Raw genomic sequence first — 14,746 nt, 5'->3', positions numbered from 1 at the left:
TCCGTCCTTACGATTTGAACCCGAACGCCGCAAGGGTCTTGCGGTCCGCGTCCGTAAACTCAGTGTCACGCGGCTGCAGCCAGTCAATGAGCGGCCCGATCTCCCCTCCACGCATGCTTTGGGCGATCAGGGCGGCCGGCCTGTGGATCGTGTGCATGTCGTCAAAGGGATACCGGTTGTAGAACTCGAGCCAGGATGCGAACTCCGCTTGGCTCATTGCTGCCTGCCACTCGGCTATTGTTCGGCCGCCGAGTCGGAGGGCGAGGACGTGCCAGAACCAATCTTCGCCTCCAGCCGCGAGCCGTTTCCCTCCGGGGGCTGTGCCATTTCCATGATGATCGAAAAGATGGCGTTCGCAGCCGCTGGCTTTAGCCGGCTTGCCTGCTCGACGGTCAATGCAGGCTTGCCATCCGGCTCACAGACACAGGCGGCAATGAGCTGCGAAATGCTGGCCGCTTGCCGATCTTCATCCTCGGAGCGCTGGGCGAAGACGAACTTCCGAAAGTCAACGGCAGACGCTTCCCTGAAGTACAGCTTGTGCTTCCCACCGTCCGGCAAGGTGACTTCGCGCTCCTGAACTTCCGCGCTGGCGAAGAGAGACTTATCCAGCATTGATTACGCCTTCGGGGTCAGGGTTACGGATCCGGAACGCTGCAGGGTGAGCGTGCCCTTCACGATGTCGTTTGCGGCGATATCCAGCGCCCAATCGGCGATGTAGGCGCTGAACTGGATGCTCGTACGGTCGGTGGGCGGCGTAATCGTGCTTCCCGTAAGCGTAGGTGCCGCCGTGCCATCGGACAGAGCGATGATCCATTGGAGGGTTTCGCCCGACGCCTTAAGGGCAAACATGTCCTGATGGCTGACCTGCTGGGGGTCGAAGTTGACCGGCGCAGAGACTTGGCCAGGGTTCCCCAGGCCACGCGTGTACTGCTTATCGTCGGTATCGGACAAGCAAGTCGTCTCGATCTGATCCGCGGCGCCGCCCAGGCCGGTGATGCCGGTGGGGCAATGCAGCTTGACCAGGGTCGGCGTATCGCCGGGTTTGACATAGAAAAGCTCGGTGCCCTGAGACTTGATCGGCATTTTGAAGCTCCAATAAAAAGGCCCGCTCAACAAGGCGGGCCGGATGGAAAAGGTGAAAGTTATCTGCTGCGTATGAAATCGGCTTGTATGGCGATGCGGAAAAGCTTCGTGTCGGTTTCTCGCTGATCGATGACAAGCCGGTTGGCGATGCCACCTGCATCCAAGGCGTCCCGGACGGCGGTTGCCAGCGCTTCCACCTGCTCGTCGTCCATCGACCAGCAGTCGATCTGTACTGTATCGAAGTCCCCGCAAGGCGGCCCGCTGAGCTGGTCATAGGGCTGAGCATCGACGGAGAACCACGTAATGTATGGCTTCTGAACGTCCTGGGGCGCGGACCCGTGCCGATAGATGCGTACAGGGTCCGCTCCGACAATGGCGCTCACTGTAGGTACGGCGAGCAGCCGGAAAACAGGCGGGAGAATGCTCATAGCTATTTCTTGGATGCGTTCTGCACGCTAAGCTTGTTGACGATCGCTTCCACCCTCTTCACTAGGTCCGCCGCAGATACGTCGATAGCCTGCTGAGCCTTGGCACTAAACGCAGGTCTCAGCCAGGGCAACGCAGCCTGCTTGCTCGTTCCATACTCCATCATGAAAGCAATGTCGTTGGCCTGGATATCTCGGGTTATGCGCTGCCTCACCCTCCGCTTGGAATTCGCCGCCCTCCGGCTGGCTCTCTTCACCTTTCGCGCAGAGGGATGCGCCGCCGGCTTCACAGTGACGATGTACCGCTCACCCTTGGTTCCGGATGGCGGGTTCTTGCGCATCGCAACTACGTTCTTTTCCGTGAAGCCAGTCCGCTCAGTTATACCAGTCTTGCCGGGCGCCTCAATCGAGGCGCGAAGATTCTTCTTTGCTTCGTCTCTTAGGACGCGGGCGCCCTTCGCGAGCGCCAACTTTACCGGGCCGCCGTTCTTCGATACGACTTCAGCCGGCAAGCTTTTCAGGGTAGCGAGGATGCCGTCCATTCCCGACAACTTGACCTCTAACTTCATAGCCCCTCGCTTGGCCCGTCTACACAACGTAAACGCCACTCTTGGCGCCCCGTTGCGTCCGTTTCGATGGACTGGATGTTGTAGATTCGGCCGTCCCAGAGGATCCGCCACGACGATTTGAGGCCGGGGAACCACCGAAGATTGATACGCGCGGACGTTTCCGCGTTGATCGTGCCTGATCCCACCCATTCCCGCCCGGGGCCGGTCAGGACTTCGGCCGGGACACTGGAAAGCTCCGTGTCGGGGTCGATTCTGGCGTTCTTCCAGGTCAGCTTAACTGCGCCTGTGTCCGGGTCTTGGACCTTGACCTGCTCTTGAAGCGCAATGCGGTGGCGGAGTCGGTGGGAAAGCATCAGACCCCCATGAAGCAACGGTACGGCATAAGTTTGACCTCAGCCGCTATGCGGAGCTTTTTAGCATCATCCGGCGTGGCCTGATACGCTGCCTGAAGTAAAAGCAGCACGCCAAGCCGCACGCTATCCGGCATGGCATCAAGCTCGGCAGACGTTTCGCTGCTGCATTCATCCATGCCGAACTCTTTTCGGTTCATGAAGTCCAGCGCCTCGCGCTCTGCACCATCGAGCAGCATCTGTAGCTTGGCATCGTCCGCGTTATGGATGACGTCTAGAAACTGCTTGGCCGACTGTAGGTCAATGACGCTCATTGCAGCAATGCCTCATTAAGTGCGCGCCGAGGAAAGCATTTCAGCGCCGTCGAACGTGACGCGTTCACAACCTCTATCATCAGGCGGTTCGCCAAGGCTTCGAATTGAGCAGGCCACTTGTCCACCGCGCCAGCATTGCCCAGCCCGTTGGGATGGTCGGCATGCCAATGCGCCTTTCCTTCCGTCTTCTGGCAGTCGTAACCGATCAATATGATCCGCTGCGCGCCCCAATGCACCGCCAGCGATATGGCGCCCAGACCCGAATTCTTCCCGTAATCGAAGGATGCCTTGCGGACACCCCGAAGACCTGTCAATGGTGCCCAAAGCTCCCCACGGAAACTACTGATCGCTTCTTCCCCGTACTCTTTCCACCAGGCCCGGTCCATGGCATACAGAACGTCCGCCCATGGGGCTAACCGGAACGTCGTGTTGATTACAATTACCCCTCGATCTTTCGACCCCGTGCGCCACGCCCGGACCGCTTCGCAGTCGTCCGCCGTGAGGCTTGGGCCGCTTGCGATGCAGACGACGGTTCGCCAGCGGCCTCTTGAGGGTCAGCGGAATCGTTGCTCCATGTATCGATCAGGCCCTTGCAAGCCAGTTGCTTAGCGTGCTGCTCGCTGACCTCGAATTGATCGCCCGGCATTCGTTTGCCATCGTGATCGAAGGACTGCCGCGCAGTAACCGTAACCATCATCTTCTCCATAAGGACAGGGGCCTCAGCCCCCGCCGTCTTATGCCGAGGCCGCCAGCCCGGCGAAGTCGCCCTTCACGAATGACTCCGGGCGGTAGACAGACAGGCCCACGCGCTCTTCGCACAGGATCGTGACCATGTTCTTCACGAAGTTGTCCCGGTCTTCGGTAGAAACCGTCACCGACACATCCTCACGATCCCAACCCTGGGCGCCCTGCTGGAACGCACCGACCAAGAACTCACCCGCAGTCATGGCCTGGGTTGGCACAACCGGACGGCCCCACAAGCCAGGAGTAGCCAGACCGGTAGGCGTGGCGAACAGGTACGCGTTATCCGTGGTCTTGGTCAGTTCGATAGCTGCCCAATCAATAGGGCTGAGAACGATGCCATCCGCATCGAACTCGGCCAGCGTCACTTGCAGCAACGCCAGGCGCAGGCGGTCAATAGCGGTTTCTGCTTGGACAGTCACTCCTGGGTTGGCATAGGCCGATGCCTGGGTGTAGATGCCGTTCAGGTTCAATCCGACGCCCGAGCCCTTGAGTAGCTGCGCCTCTTCCTTCAGCTTCAGGCCGTAGCGCAAGCGCCCGTCGATGTAGCTTGCCAGCATGGCCGCGTCGGAAAGAACCTGGCGCGAGGCGCGTACCCAATGGGCGATGGTCGCCACCGGATCCGTGTCCAGTTCGAACGTGATGTCTGATTCCGGCTTCGGATTTGTCGGGTTCTCCGACACGACGTTGGCGTTGTTCGTGAAGCCGGTTTCGCGCACGTACTCGATGCTGTTCGAGCCGGTGCGGCCCCACGACAGAAGGTCACGGATGAACAGACGTTGCTGGACAGGCTGAATCAGCCCGACGCGGGTGGGTTGGATCAGTTCGCCGGCAGACGTGTCCAGGCTGGTGATGGCCGCCTTGACCGGCACGGAGAAGCTGCCCTTCATGCCACCGGCGGCCTTAGTCGCGAACGACTCGAAGCCTTCGGCCTTGATAAACTCTTCGCCCATCGAGGCCGGCCGCATGTCGCCGCCGCCGTCTTGCAGCTTCACAACCAGCTGTTCGGCAGCTTGCAGACGCGCCTGCAGCTCGCCTTGCTGAACCAGCAGTTGGTCCACCTTCGCCTTGGTTTCTTCGGACATCTGGGCATGCGCCTTGATCTCCTTCTGTGCGGTTTCCGCATTGGCTTTCAGTTGGTCGTTGACCTGCTTCAAACTGGCGGTGATGGTTTCGATATCCTTTTCCAGGGACATGATGTTTCCTTATAGGGATTTGATGAGGGATGCCGCGAGTGCGGCTGCTTCAGAAGCGGCTGAATCGCTCAGGCCGCGTTCGGTGGCATCGCGCCCACCGCCGCCAGCCGCATCACGCAGGCTGGTCTTGAAGTCGCTGATCAACCGCATGGCTTCGCTTCTGGTCATTCCCGAGGAGCGCAAGGCGGTCTCCATACGCCGCACTGCCGCGGCGCTGGCCTTTTGGTCGGTTTGGGTGATCTCGTCTGACGGAAGCAGGGAATCAGCGAAACCCTGGGAAACAGCATCAGCGCCGCCGATCCATGTCTCCGCGTCCATCAAGGCTTGTATCGATTCCAATGTGTCGCCGGTTCTGGCTGCGTAGATATCGGCCATCGCTTGGTCGAACGGCTCCATCGTGTCCGCCACTTCCCGGAAGTCGTGCCGATTGCCGACCGCCATCACCCAGCAGTTGTGAATCATGAGGAAACCGGCCCGGGCGATCTCCACGCGATCGCCAGCCATGGCGATGATCGAAGCTGCCGAAGCTGCCACACCGAGGACGCGTACCGTCACATCGCCCTTATGCTGGCGCAGCAGGTTGTAGATCGCGAGGCCTTCGAACATGTCGCCACCCGGCGAATTCACATTGACCGTGATGTCCTTGCCGTCCATCGAACGGAGCGCCGAGGCAATGCGCCGGGCCGTGACACCTTCGCCGGTCCAGTAGTCCTGCCCAATCACGTCGAAAACGCTGATCGTGTTATCTTCCTCGGCGGCTGCCTTGATGCCGGGATTCCAGCGGTCCAGCGCCTTGGGAGACAGGTCATATCTGACACCCGCGCAGGGGCGCCCCTCCGGCGCTGCCGGAAGGTGATTTCGTGGCATTGGGTTTACTCCTGGGTGACGGTTTGGGCGTTGCCCAGTTGATCGATCGGGATAAGGGCGGTCTGAACGGTGAGCACGTCCGCATTGCCGCCCTTCGGGGGCAGGTTCTCCAAGCGTCGAACCTCGTCGCGGGTCATGATCCCGTTGTTAACCATGGTCGATTCGTACGAGGCCCTACCGGCCGAATCCGCCCGCAGCAGCCCTTCCACGCTGAACTCCGCGTAGTAGCGCAGTTGGTCCGCAGGGGATAGCAAATCCTTGTTGATCGCCTGCTCGATGCGGGTAAGCCAGGGGCGCAGCGTGAACGTGAGGAATCCGATCATCTGCTGCTCGATCCCGGTCCCCCAGCTCGTGGAATTGGCCGTATGCCCAACCATGTGCGGGGGAACTCGGAACCAGCGGCAGATTTCCTCGACACTGAAGTTGCGAGACTCGAGCAACTGCGCATCGCTTGGTTTGATGCCAATCGTCTTGGCGTCCATGCCGCCCTCAAGCACAGGCGACCTCCCCGCGTTCAGTGCCCCGCTGATTTCTTCGACTGACTTGCGGAAATCGTCGCGCTGCTCTTTCTTCAGCACGCGGTCAACCGTGAAGGCCACCGTCGGGGCCAGGCCCTTCTCAAATGTGCTATTGGCGGCCGTAGACGCCGCCAATGCCGACCCGAACACACTAGCGCCGTACTCGATGACGCTCAGGCCCCAATCCCCGTCCAACGTGAACCCAGGAATACGGAAGATCCGGCTCGCCGGGATATCGCGCTGCTTGCCGTTCTTTTCCGTATATCGGTACTTCGGATTGCCGTTCGCATCGCGGGAGATTGCGAGGCGAGAGGGCACCAGGAACTCCAATGCGACAAGGCGATCCCGGATGTACTTCTTTTCCGAAAACCCGTTCCCACGCAGCAGCATGGACGCAATCTTTGCTTCCCAGAACACCGTAGCCGTCGTATCCGCACTTGGCCGTGCATGGATCAGGTTGTACAGAGGGTGCCGATCCGCCGAGATCCGGCCGGTCGGCGTGCGTTCATATAGCCCCAAAGGCAGAGTTGATATGGTTTCCGCGACCAGTCTGGAGCACGCCCAGACGGCCGACAACTGCAATACGGTCTTCTCGTTGACTTGCTGCCCCGCCGCAGTCACTCCGAACTGCGCCCAGAACGCCTCATCGGTCAAACTGATGGGAACCCCTAGCCAGTTCAATAGCGCGGCCTTCACTCGGCCGGGCTTTGCCTTGGTTTTCATACGATGATGGGATCCCTAATAAAGTCGGCAAAGTCGCCGTCGTCCTCGGTTTCGTTTGGCATCACACCTACCGCCATGGCTAGCGCAACCATCCCGTCAATCCGGCCAGACGCTTTCGATTTCGTGAATTTCCGATTTCCGGCTGGGTCTGACACTGCTACAGCATTCGCGGCGCACATCGTCAGTACCGGGTGCTTCCCGTGCTTGAGCTTCTTCGCCAGCAGTCTGGCCTCCAGTTCACGAATCGCCGGGCTCATCGACACAAAGCCCTGGCCGAACTCCACGAACTTCTCAAGCTCTTCTTCGGTGAATCCGGCTCGCTCCAGCCATGGCTTCAGAAACCGCATGTTGTAGCGGTCGAAGGCGAGTGCCCGGATGTCGTACCGGTCGAACACCTCGCGCAGATAGTGAGCGATGTATTCGTACTCAATCGCGCGGCCCGGCGTCGTTTGCAACAACTCATCGTCCGCCCACACGTCATACGGCACCCGGTCATTCCTGGCTTTCTCTGCCAGCCCTTCTCCCGGCAGCCAGAAGGTGGGATGCACGTCGCCATCGTCCGAGACCAGCACAAGCGCCGTCAGATCCGACACGCTGGACAGATCCAGCCCACCGTAGACTGCCTTCCCTTCCAGGCTCTCGGGCTCTTCCCCGTTTTCCTCCCATACCGTCCGGGAGATAAAGGGGTTACTCGCCTCCACGCGCTGGTTCAGAATCAGGTTGCGATAGGCCGCTTCACGACTCGGCATCCGCTTGGCGTCTGCCGCCTGCCGGCGCACCTCTTCCCGGTTCATGAACTCGTCGTAATGCGGGTTCGCCAGCCTTATCGTGTCCTCGTCGAACGGATCCGCGTCCAACGGCGCCGTGTGCAGCACCACCTTTGTCCGCGGGTCAGCACCGGTCAGCGCGTCGTCAATCAACAGGCTCAACAGGTCCGCATCGGTGGGGGCCTGCGTGCTGATGATGATCGACAGGGGCGATTCCTGAGCCGCAGACGCGGTTTCCAGCGCTTCGTATAGCTCCGATCGAGGGCCTTTCACCTGGCCCAGCTCGTCATGCACCGTAAACACAGGCGAAAGCCCGTATGCGGTGCTGGCTTCTGCCGACAATGCCCGGTACAACGTGCCAAGCTCAGGGCAAAAAAGCTGCTTTGCGGTGTCCCGAATGACCACGTACTGGCTCAAATCGGGCGACATGCGCACCACTTTTGCCGCCAGCGCGAATAGGATCGCCGCCTGTTCCCGGGACTGCGCAGCGCTGTACAGCTGGCTGTTGGGCCTCGCCTCAGGTCCGCACAGGTGCAGCAGCAGCAGAAACCCTGCCGTGGCGGTCTTGGCATTCTTCCGAGCCATCGAAAGAATGAAAGTCCGCGTCGGCGTGTCGTAAATCGCGCGGAGCCAGCGCTTTTGCGCGGCCGATAGCTTGACCGGCTTACCTACGAATCGCCCTTCCGGAATCCTGCAGTGAGATTCGATCCAGGCGATATTTCGCTCGCCGCGGCTCAATCCTCGACGAGTTCCCACGGCTTCCTGGCCCTGGCCTGACGGCTATTCGCCCGGCCTACGGTTTTCGGGTCGGCAGTCGCCTGCCGGGTAATGCGTAGGCGGGTCGCCAAAGATGATGCAGCGCGCCCTTCCCGCTCCTGCATCGCCAGCAGGCGGTCATAACGCTTCAGCCCGTCATCGTCAGCCAGCCACGCCCGGTCAAAGTGCATGATCTCGTCGGCCAACAAGCGCGCCTGCACGACATGACGGCAGTACTGCTCCAGCAGAGGGCCATGAACCGGCGTGAATGCGCTGGCCGGTTGGTCGTTGACCACCTCAAGCCAGACATTCCGCTCGGCGTCTGTCAGATGCACCGGAGCGGGCAGCCGGTCAGTGCTGGAAACGGGCGCAACTTGGGCCGCGACGGTCATTTCTGACGTCGATTTACGGCCCCGAGTGCCCATTTCAAATCCTGTTGTGTCCCGCTTTTTTCTGGACGTTTATGAAGAAAGACCTTCGCGGCCGGTCTGGAGCCAGAAGGCCTCAGACTTTTGCCATACCCCTGGGGGTATCACTGATAGGCCATCCGTCCCTACCAACCGCGACCTTCAGCACTCCTGACTTCTCCATCGCCTGCTTGGTGCTGTCGTGGTGCGCCTTGCATAGTGACTGGAACGGTCCTTCCCAGAACTTCGTCTCGTCGCCTCTGTGCGGCTCTATGTGATCGCAGATGTTGGCCAGCTTGTACTTGCCTTCCCTCTCGCACATGACGCACAGAGGGTTGTCATGCAGGTGTCTCTTGCGTAGCTGCTGCCATCGGTACGTCTTGTACCAGGCCTTGTAGGCGGGCTGAGTCATAGCGGCTGATCCTGATCCCGCTCGCTACCTGCGTACTCACCGTCCAGCGATACAGCGAGCTCTTCCTGTTCTTCCTCTTCGGCCAGGGCGGCGAACGCTTCGAGCAGGCGGTTGTTCTGCTCGATGATGATCTGCTGATTCTGCTCGATGCGGTCTAGCTGTGTTTGCGTGCTCATCGCCGTCCATCCGAGTAGTAGCCATAGCCTGGCCGATGCTCCAGCCCGTACATGTCTACCCGATCCCGGCACACCTGCCATGCGGTCTTGCCATCTTCGGGCTGCGCACTCATGGGGGTGACACCAATCCCTTCTACCTGATCGGACAACACTATCCGTCCGTCGCCGTGCCGACAGAGGTAGAACGTCTCCATCACGCGCGCGAAGGCCCGAGCCCTTGCTTGCGCTTCGGGGTAAAGATGCAGTCTTCAGGATTGTTTGCGCCGAACATGCGGACCTCCAAATAAAAAGCCGCTCTAGGCGGCAAGGTTCCGGGGAGCCACGGAGAAATAAAAAGCCCCCAGCGATTTCTCACTAGGGGCGGAATGGTTGCGCGTCTTCCCGCGCTGCCAACTGGAAGGTTTGATCCCTCCAGATTCACGCCGAACCCTTGCGGGCCGGATAACGCATTGACGGTGCCCAGCTTCGAGGAACCGGCCCTTTCGGGTTGACGCCTTGCGGCGACCTCTACACGCGCTGCGCTTCACCATCACGGCTGGCGACTCCCCCGCAGCAGTCTCGGCCCTGGCCAGGATGCCACCCGTCAAACGGGCAACGCCGACTTGCTTCGCGCGGCACTTGAATCGCCAAGCGTGATGATGCTGAAAAACGAAAACCCGCGCAGTTTCCTGGCGGGCTTACGTTTCTTTAGGGCGAGCGAAGTCGCCTTGGCGTGAATTATAAGGTATGCCGGGACCCAATGCAACACCCTCACGCAGCAATCTTCACGAGATCGCGCCTGCGCAACAAAGGTAGCAGATCCAGTTTTGCCTGCTGATACCGGCGATGTTGTTCTTCCGGACTGCAGCGTGGATTGCGATAGACCTCGTTCCCTGCCGCCCGGTTGGCAGTATGCAGCCCCACTGCGGCGCGCAACTCGACCGGTAGCGCAACGAGGCAGGCGTCTACTTGCTCCGCGACGTATCGATTGAGGCGGGCGTCCCGGTCGTCGTCATCCTCGTGCACGTCGCTGCTGTCGGCGTACTGGAAGCCGGGGGATACTCGGCTGTATCCCCGTTCCTCCCTGTGGGCGTCCGCCCAGTAGTACCACGTCAGCAGCAGTTCCTCGATCTGTTCGCTTTCGTCCCTGGTCATCACGATTACCCCTTTTCTCCAAATCGCCCCGAAGGGGTCTACCTTCAATTCCCGCCGCGCTCGCTTGCGGCACCCTTCCTCAATCTGTTCGTAGACCTTGGCGGGGTCACCCATCTGCCAGCGCATGAGGGGCTTCATGGCGCCTTCCCATGAGCGAGCCAATCCGGGATACCCGCCAGCCATGCCCATAACCTGTAGGCTTCGTCCAGCGTGTTTCCCATGGCCTCGTGGTGGTCAGAGTAGACATTCCAAAAGTCGCCTAGCTTCCTGGCCTTCGGTTTGATCCACATTTCATTCCCCTAGGACTATGCAGTCGCCCGTTACGCGTTTTCGCGCAATCTCCCGCAGCCATTGCATCGCCGACTCCCAATCGAGCGTCAGCTTGCTTCTGCCGCGGACAGGCCATGTCGTCGGACTGACATAGTGAGCGTCCACGATCACCGCTATCGGGCAGCCTGTCTGCCGGTAGACGAGCATCGGAACCTTGCCCCCGGCCTGGGCCTGGGCCTGCCTCCACCACGCCGGGATGCAGAGACGGTCGGCATGCTTGCACTCGATGCTGACGTGCTGGAATGCCGGGTCCTCCGTCACCACGTCGCTGTCGTTCCCATGCTGACGTACCCGGCGTTTCCACGTGGCGCCGGTCGCTTCGGTCAGCATGTTGGCAACCAGGCGCTCGAAGTTCTGGCCTTTGGTGCGGGAACTCCGGCCACGCGCGGCCAGGGGGTCCATGGCTACGTCCATTTGCTTCACGCTTGACCTCCGCGGCCGAGATTGAAGGGGTTGAAGTATTGTGAAGAGGCCGCGATTCGTTCGATATCGACGCTCGTCGGCAGGCGGCGCCGCACTTCTCTCTTCGCCTTCGATGGCATTTCAGGCAGCGGCGCGTCTTCGCCGGCCCCTGGCCCGTACACCGCCACCCGCCTACCACCCTCGTTGACTCTCCAGGCTGTGATGTGGATGGTCCCTTTGCGCCGGGCGAGACTCAGCGCGTCTCTTACTGACTTTTTCTCCATCTCAACTTCAGCGGCCAATTCCGACGAAGTCATTGGCCCAGCCTTGCGCAGCGCGTATACCAGTAGCCTGTGGTAATTTCTCATCGCGCGATTCTCCGGTAGCTGGGCCAATCGAAGATCACCATGCGCCCCCCGCCTTCACGGAGACGGTCAACAACTCGCTCTCCCAGGTATTCCGTCAAGGCGTCCTTGGCGAGATTGCTAATAACGATGGTTGGTCGCAGTTGTTCATAGCGGCCGTTGATTACTTCGAACAGGTACATTTTTTCGGTCTCGCTACCGAACTGGACGCCTACCTCGTCCAGCACGAGCAAGTCGGGCTCGATCAGCCGCTCAATCGCTTGGGCTTCCGTCGTCTCGGAACCCTTGCGATACGTTTCCTTGATAGACCGGATCGCGGTCAGCACGGAAGTAAAAACCGCCATCCGACCCAGCGCGATAACGCCGTGGCATATTCCTACGGACAAATGCGTTTTCCCAGAGCCAACGCCGCCGCAGAAGATCAGGCTGCGGCCGGTCTCTAGGCACTGATCGAACTCGGCCACGAACTGCTTGGCGATCGCCAATGCAGCGGCCGGCCCCTCAGCGTGGGGGGCGAAGTTGTCCAGGCGGCGATCTGCAAAGCGGGGCGGGATAGCGGCGCGACCGAGCAGGATCGCAGCCTTACGCTCCGCCCATTCTCGGTAGAGCTCTTCCTTCCTCTTCGCCTCGTCCTCCTTGCGCTGGTTTTCAACGCAGGTGGGGCAGAACGGTCCTTGCCCGCGGAAAACGATTCCCTCGTAGTTGCCATGCTCCTCGCAGGTGCCAGGAACTTTGACGAACTTAGAAAGAGCCATCCGCACCAACCCCGGCTCGGTAGTCTTGGCTTCCAAAATTTCCATGTGCGTTCGCCTTCTTCGGTTGTTGGGCTGCCCCTGCGGGCCTGCTCCAGTTGTTGGGCAGGAAGAGACCTTGCCACCCTGCTCCAACGCAGTGATCGATGATTTCGTTAACCCTGTGGCCTTGCTCATGCCACTCGTGCAACTTGGCGATCTGCTGCTTGGTGGTTTCCTCCGTCAGAGCCTTTTTGATCTCGCGTCGGTGCTTCACCCACTTTGCCCAAGCGTCCGCAGGCAACCAGTCCGGCAGCTCGATCTGCGCCGCATCAAACCCGCCCCCCTTCACACGCCTCTTAGTGACGGTTAAGTGATGGTTCAATTGACGGTTAATTGACGGTTTGGGGGCACCACGTGCCGGGGTGGGGGGCACGTCATGCCGGGGTAGGGCGGCATCTGGTGCCCCCCTGGGCGGCATCTCCTGCCGGGGGGCATTTCCTGCCGGGGGGGCACCATGTGCCGGGGTGGTCGTCAGGTGGTACATGGTGGAAGTGCCAAGCCGGGATACCGATTTCACGTATCCCATATCCTCCAGCGCTCTGATAGCGCCACGTACTGCGCGCTCGGACAGGCAGGTGCGCGCGCATATCTGGGCTAGGGAGGGATAGCACTCGCCCTGGTCGTTCGCGTTGTCAGCCAGGGACAGCAGCACGAGCTTCTGGGTGCTCGATAGGCCCTGAAGCTTCCATGCCTCGGTCATCAGGGCGATGCTCATGCGGGCGCCCCCAACATTCCAGCCGCGCACAGTGCGCCATCGGGCACGACAAACCCACGGTCTTGCAGGATCTCTATGCACCACGCCAAGAGCGTCTTCTGAGTGCCGTACCGTTCTTGAAAACGCGTCTTGTGCGGGTGGATCGCGACCACCCCTGCAATGCCTTGATCTTGGTGATGTGGGCCACACAGCGGCAGGACGAACCAGTGCGCGTGCGGCTTCGTGCGACCGTCGCAATGGTGGATCGACACGTATGTACTGAGGATGCCTTCTGTACGGCATGCTACGCAGCCTATCTCGCGCGCAAGCAGGTCGTGGAAGCGCTTCTGTTCTGCGGACGGGGAACGGCCTTTCATACGCTGAACTCCGCCAGGATGCCGTCCACTGCTGACAACGCTGCGGTGTCCGCGATATCGGGCCAAAGAAATCGAGTCGCGGGCTTCGAGCGCAGGAACGCCAAAACCTTGACGTGGTGCTCGTAGAATTCGGCGTCGTCCAGGGACTCATAGCTGATGGAAAGCGGCAACGCCACCAGGCGTCCTTTCGGGCCCGGGACAAAGCTGCAGTGCCCCGCCCCTACTTCAACCCACTTCCGAAGGTCCTCCGGGTTTGCAAACTGCTCTTGGTTGTCGAACAGCACGCCCAGCATCGCGAAGTGCAGGCGATGAAACTTGGGACTGCGCGGGAACCGATGCTCGAAGGAGATGGTCCCTCCCAAAGGCAGCGACTTGATCTTGCGAATGAACCTGGACCAAGCGCGCTGATCAGCCTCAGTCAGCCCTGCCAATTTGCCGGACTCGTCCTTGCGCAGCGCGATCTTCGCCATTACTCGGCCATCCCTTCCAGGCAGGCGACGAGCGTGGCGACCTTAGCCATGGCTTCGATAGCCTGCTGGCGAATGGCGGAAATTTCCTTCTGGTCTACCCTGCCATCAGACAGCGCCGTGTGGATGGTCTTCATGTACTCGCCGACTTGGGTTACCAGCGAGCAGGTATCAGACAGAACATCCATGTCCGATGTGCCAGCTTGTGGCACCGGCACGAGGATCCGGTCATGCAGCGCCGCCCACGCTTCGATCATTCGCACGTCGCCCGTGAGGCCGGATATGCGGATCGCCTCGGCATAGGTAAGGTGGTGCGTGTCGTTGTTCGGGTTGACCTTGTTCCGCAGCACGGCCGCGGAGATGCCCACCCTCGGGCCAAGAGACTCGCTTCCGCCTGGATAATCGTGAACGGTGGCGTAGGCTGCGTCGGTGGTGTTCATTGGGAAGCGTCTCCGAACGTTTTTACTGATGGGCAGAGCGGGTACGATGCGCTGCAACAACAAGAAGGCTTAGAAGAATGAAGACCAAACCGTTACGAGCACGCCAGTTCTGGCCATATACGATGCCAATCGGACGGACGCAGATCCTTTCGGCTTACGGCGCCGCTGGTCACACGCTCAATATCAGCGCAGCGCTCAACCGGCACCGGGCGCCTACCGCTCAGCCATTGCCAAACGACCGATTGAGTTACCCCCAGGGCTCCGGCGAACGCCGCCTGGGTAAGCCCACTACTCTCTAGGTATTGGTCTATCTTCATACCACCTAAAGTAGCATTGCTGTTAGCTCCGTGTCAACAGCATTGCTGGTTGTGGTGGCAAATAGCATCGCTACACTCCGCCCCATGACAGCCGCCCCTAAACCGTTAGAGCTTTGGCAGAG

Annotated in this window: 24 protein-coding genes; all 24 read right to left on the bottom strand. The window is 60.4% G+C overall.

Features of this window, described 5'->3' with window-relative positions:
• Positions 1-7: 7 nt before the first annotated feature.
• Positions 8-217 (bottom strand): hypothetical protein, encoded by a 210-nt coding sequence (locus tag CAL13_RS08875; RefSeq protein WP_086072135.1) that lies wholly within the window; start codon positions 215-217, stop codon positions 8-10.
• A 17-nt stretch (positions 218-234) separates the two neighbouring features.
• Complete coding sequence (locus CAL13_RS08870; RefSeq protein ID WP_086072134.1) at positions 235-612, bottom strand: hypothetical protein; 378 nt, start codon at positions 610-612, stop codon at positions 235-237.
• A gap of 3 nt (positions 613-615) precedes the next feature.
• The gene (locus CAL13_RS08865) at positions 616-1,083 is read right to left on the bottom strand and encodes a phage tail tube protein (RefSeq protein WP_086072133.1); all 468 of its coding nucleotides are present in this window, start codon (positions 1,081-1,083) and stop codon (positions 616-618) included.
• Between the two features lie 59 nt (positions 1,084-1,142).
• A complete protein-coding gene (locus CAL13_RS08860) occupies positions 1,143-1,511 on the bottom strand; it encodes a DUF3168 domain-containing protein (RefSeq protein ID WP_232467796.1) in 369 nt (122 codons plus the stop codon).
• A gap of 2 nt (positions 1,512-1,513) precedes the next feature.
• On the bottom strand, positions 1,514-2,077 hold the full coding sequence (locus CAL13_RS08855) for a hypothetical protein (RefSeq protein ID WP_086072132.1): 564 nt from the start codon (positions 2,075-2,077) through the stop codon (positions 1,514-1,516).
• The gene (locus tag CAL13_RS08850; RefSeq protein WP_086072131.1) at positions 2,074-2,430 is read right to left on the bottom strand and encodes a head-tail adaptor protein; all 357 of its coding nucleotides are present in this window, start codon (positions 2,428-2,430) and stop codon (positions 2,074-2,076) included. The genes CAL13_RS08855 and CAL13_RS08850 overlap by 4 nt, the downstream gene beginning before the upstream one ends.
• On the bottom strand, positions 2,430-2,741 hold the full coding sequence (locus CAL13_RS08845) for a head-tail connector protein (protein WP_086072130.1): 312 nt from the start codon (positions 2,739-2,741) through the stop codon (positions 2,430-2,432). Before CAL13_RS08845 ends, CAL13_RS08850 begins: the two co-directional genes overlap by 1 nt.
• Positions 2,738-3,127, bottom strand: coding sequence for a hypothetical protein (locus CAL13_RS08840; protein WP_198297938.1), 390 nt, complete (start codon positions 3,125-3,127; stop codon positions 2,738-2,740). The genes CAL13_RS08845 and CAL13_RS08840 overlap by 4 nt, the downstream gene beginning before the upstream one ends.
• A gap of 348 nt (positions 3,128-3,475) precedes the next feature.
• Entirely contained in the window at positions 3,476-4,678 is a 1,203-nt protein-coding gene (locus CAL13_RS08830; protein WP_198297937.1) for a phage major capsid protein, read from the bottom strand.
• A gap of 9 nt (positions 4,679-4,687) precedes the next feature.
• Complete coding sequence (locus CAL13_RS08825; RefSeq protein WP_086072126.1) at positions 4,688-5,545, bottom strand: head maturation protease, ClpP-related; 858 nt, start codon at positions 5,543-5,545, stop codon at positions 4,688-4,690.
• A gap of 5 nt (positions 5,546-5,550) precedes the next feature.
• A complete protein-coding gene (locus tag CAL13_RS08820) occupies positions 5,551-6,786 on the bottom strand; it encodes a phage portal protein (RefSeq protein ID WP_086072125.1) in 1,236 nt (411 codons plus the stop codon).
• Positions 6,783-8,291, bottom strand: a complete 1,509-nt coding sequence (locus tag CAL13_RS08815; RefSeq protein WP_232467795.1) for a terminase large subunit — start codon at positions 8,289-8,291, stop codon at positions 6,783-6,785. The genes CAL13_RS08820 and CAL13_RS08815 overlap by 4 nt, the downstream gene beginning before the upstream one ends.
• Positions 8,288-8,701: a hypothetical protein gene (locus CAL13_RS08810; protein ID WP_232467794.1), complete on the bottom strand. Its 414-nt coding sequence runs from the start codon at positions 8,699-8,701 to the stop codon at positions 8,288-8,290. The genes CAL13_RS08815 and CAL13_RS08810 overlap by 4 nt, the downstream gene beginning before the upstream one ends.
• Before the next feature lie 112 nt (positions 8,702-8,813).
• On the bottom strand, positions 8,814-9,128 hold the full coding sequence (locus CAL13_RS08805; protein WP_198297936.1) for a hypothetical protein: 315 nt from the start codon (positions 9,126-9,128) through the stop codon (positions 8,814-8,816).
• A complete protein-coding gene (locus CAL13_RS08800; RefSeq protein ID WP_086072122.1) occupies positions 9,125-9,304 on the bottom strand; it encodes a hypothetical protein in 180 nt (59 codons plus the stop codon). The genes CAL13_RS08805 and CAL13_RS08800 overlap by 4 nt, the downstream gene beginning before the upstream one ends.
• A 750-nt stretch (positions 9,305-10,054) precedes the next feature.
• Positions 10,055-10,576 (bottom strand): hypothetical protein, encoded by a 522-nt coding sequence (locus CAL13_RS08795; protein ID WP_086072121.1) that lies wholly within the window; start codon positions 10,574-10,576, stop codon positions 10,055-10,057.
• A gap of 153 nt (positions 10,577-10,729) precedes the next feature.
• Positions 10,730-11,182, bottom strand: a complete 453-nt coding sequence (locus CAL13_RS08790) for a putative PDDEXK endonuclease (RefSeq protein ID WP_232467830.1) — start codon at positions 11,180-11,182, stop codon at positions 10,730-10,732.
• A 5-nt stretch (positions 11,183-11,187) separates the two neighbouring features.
• Positions 11,188-11,487, bottom strand: coding sequence for a hypothetical protein (locus CAL13_RS08785; RefSeq protein WP_157664831.1), 300 nt, complete (start codon positions 11,485-11,487; stop codon positions 11,188-11,190).
• Between the two features lie 47 nt (positions 11,488-11,534).
• Positions 11,535-12,335, bottom strand: coding sequence for an ATP-binding protein (locus CAL13_RS08780; RefSeq protein WP_232467793.1), 801 nt, complete (start codon positions 12,333-12,335; stop codon positions 11,535-11,537).
• Positions 12,277-13,044 carry a helix-turn-helix domain-containing protein gene (locus tag CAL13_RS08775; RefSeq protein WP_198297935.1) on the bottom strand — a complete coding sequence of 256 codons (768 nt, stop codon included), beginning with the start codon at positions 13,042-13,044 and terminating at the stop codon, positions 12,277-12,279. The genes CAL13_RS08780 and CAL13_RS08775 overlap by 59 nt, the downstream gene beginning before the upstream one ends.
• Positions 13,041-13,400, bottom strand: coding sequence for a Ref family recombination enhancement nuclease (locus CAL13_RS08770; RefSeq protein ID WP_086072119.1), 360 nt, complete (start codon positions 13,398-13,400; stop codon positions 13,041-13,043). The genes CAL13_RS08775 and CAL13_RS08770 overlap by 4 nt, the downstream gene beginning before the upstream one ends.
• Positions 13,397-13,870 carry a hypothetical protein gene (locus tag CAL13_RS08765; RefSeq protein WP_086072118.1) on the bottom strand — a complete coding sequence of 158 codons (474 nt, stop codon included), beginning with the start codon at positions 13,868-13,870 and terminating at the stop codon, positions 13,397-13,399. Before CAL13_RS08765 ends, CAL13_RS08770 begins: the two co-directional genes overlap by 4 nt.
• The gene (locus CAL13_RS08760) at positions 13,870-14,307 is read right to left on the bottom strand and encodes a phage regulatory CII family protein (protein WP_086072117.1); all 438 of its coding nucleotides are present in this window, start codon (positions 14,305-14,307) and stop codon (positions 13,870-13,872) included. Before CAL13_RS08760 ends, CAL13_RS08765 begins: the two co-directional genes overlap by 1 nt.
• 92 nt (positions 14,308-14,399) lie before the next feature.
• Positions 14,400-14,624 carry a transcriptional regulator gene (locus CAL13_RS08755; protein WP_086072116.1) on the bottom strand — a complete coding sequence of 75 codons (225 nt, stop codon included), beginning with the start codon at positions 14,622-14,624 and terminating at the stop codon, positions 14,400-14,402.
• Positions 14,625-14,746 lie beyond the last annotated feature (122 nt).

The organism is Bordetella genomosp. 9, from assembly GCF_002119725.1.
Taxonomy (GTDB): domain Bacteria; phylum Pseudomonadota; class Gammaproteobacteria; order Burkholderiales; family Burkholderiaceae_B; genus Bordetella_C.
This window is presented reverse-complemented; position numbering and strand designations above follow the sequence as displayed.

What these genes read in the sequence shown, in the direction of transcription:
- CAL13_RS08875 (WP_086072135.1), bottom strand. Translation starts at nt 217, where the DNA reads ATGAGCCAAGCGGAGTTCGCATCCTGGCTCGAGTTCTACAACCGGTAT.
- CAL13_RS08870 (WP_086072134.1), bottom strand. Translation starts at nt 612, where the DNA reads ATGCTGGATAAGTCTCTCTTCGCCAGCGCGGAAGTTCAGGAGCGCGAA.
- CAL13_RS08865 (WP_086072133.1), bottom strand. Translation starts at nt 1,083, where the DNA reads ATGCCGATCAAGTCTCAGGGCACCGAGCTTTTCTATGTCAAACCCGGC.
- CAL13_RS08860 (WP_232467796.1), bottom strand. Translation starts at nt 1,511, where the DNA reads ATGAGCATTCTCCCGCCTGTTTTCCGGCTGCTCGCCGTACCTACAGTG.
- CAL13_RS08855 (WP_086072132.1), bottom strand. Translation starts at nt 2,077, where the DNA reads ATGAAGTTAGAGGTCAAGTTGTCGGGAATGGACGGCATCCTCGCTACC.
- CAL13_RS08850 (WP_086072131.1), bottom strand. Translation starts at nt 2,430, where the DNA reads ATGCTTTCCCACCGACTCCGCCACCGCATTGCGCTTCAAGAGCAGGTC.
- CAL13_RS08845 (WP_086072130.1), bottom strand. Translation starts at nt 2,741, where the DNA reads ATGAGCGTCATTGACCTACAGTCGGCCAAGCAGTTTCTAGACGTCATC.
- CAL13_RS08840 (WP_198297938.1), bottom strand. Translation starts at nt 3,127, where the DNA reads ATGGACCGGGCCTGGTGGAAAGAGTACGGGGAAGAAGCGATCAGTAGT.
- CAL13_RS08830 (WP_198297937.1), bottom strand. Translation starts at nt 4,678, where the DNA reads ATGTCCCTGGAAAAGGATATCGAAACCATCACCGCCAGTTTGAAGCAG.
- CAL13_RS08825 (WP_086072126.1), bottom strand. Translation starts at nt 5,545, where the DNA reads ATGCCACGAAATCACCTTCCGGCAGCGCCGGAGGGGCGCCCCTGCGCG.
- CAL13_RS08820 (WP_086072125.1), bottom strand. Translation starts at nt 6,786, where the DNA reads ATGAAAACCAAGGCAAAGCCCGGCCGAGTGAAGGCCGCGCTATTGAAC.
- CAL13_RS08810 (WP_232467794.1), bottom strand. Translation starts at nt 8,701, where the DNA reads ATGACCGTCGCGGCCCAAGTTGCGCCCGTTTCCAGCACTGACCGGCTG.
- CAL13_RS08805 (WP_198297936.1), bottom strand. Translation starts at nt 9,128, where the DNA reads ATGACTCAGCCCGCCTACAAGGCCTGGTACAAGACGTACCGATGGCAG.
- CAL13_RS08800 (WP_086072122.1), bottom strand. Translation starts at nt 9,304, where the DNA reads ATGAGCACGCAAACACAGCTAGACCGCATCGAGCAGAATCAGCAGATC.
- CAL13_RS08795 (WP_086072121.1), bottom strand. Translation starts at nt 10,576, where the DNA reads ATGAAGCCCCTCATGCGCTGGCAGATGGGTGACCCCGCCAAGGTCTAC.
- CAL13_RS08790 (WP_232467830.1), bottom strand. Translation starts at nt 11,182, where the DNA reads ATGGACGTAGCCATGGACCCCCTGGCCGCGCGTGGCCGGAGTTCCCGC.
- CAL13_RS08785 (WP_157664831.1), bottom strand. Translation starts at nt 11,487, where the DNA reads ATGACTTCGTCGGAATTGGCCGCTGAAGTTGAGATGGAGAAAAAGTCA.
- CAL13_RS08780 (WP_232467793.1), bottom strand. Translation starts at nt 12,335, where the DNA reads ATGGAAATTTTGGAAGCCAAGACTACCGAGCCGGGGTTGGTGCGGATG.
- CAL13_RS08775 (WP_198297935.1), bottom strand. Translation starts at nt 13,044, where the DNA reads ATGAGCATCGCCCTGATGACCGAGGCATGGAAGCTTCAGGGCCTATCG.
- CAL13_RS08770 (WP_086072119.1), bottom strand. Translation starts at nt 13,400, where the DNA reads ATGAAAGGCCGTTCCCCGTCCGCAGAACAGAAGCGCTTCCACGACCTG.
- CAL13_RS08765 (WP_086072118.1), bottom strand. Translation starts at nt 13,870, where the DNA reads ATGGCGAAGATCGCGCTGCGCAAGGACGAGTCCGGCAAATTGGCAGGG.
- CAL13_RS08760 (WP_086072117.1), bottom strand. Translation starts at nt 14,307, where the DNA reads ATGAACACCACCGACGCAGCCTACGCCACCGTTCACGATTATCCAGGC.
- CAL13_RS08755 (WP_086072116.1), bottom strand. Translation starts at nt 14,624, where the DNA reads ATGAAGATAGACCAATACCTAGAGAGTAGTGGGCTTACCCAGGCGGCG.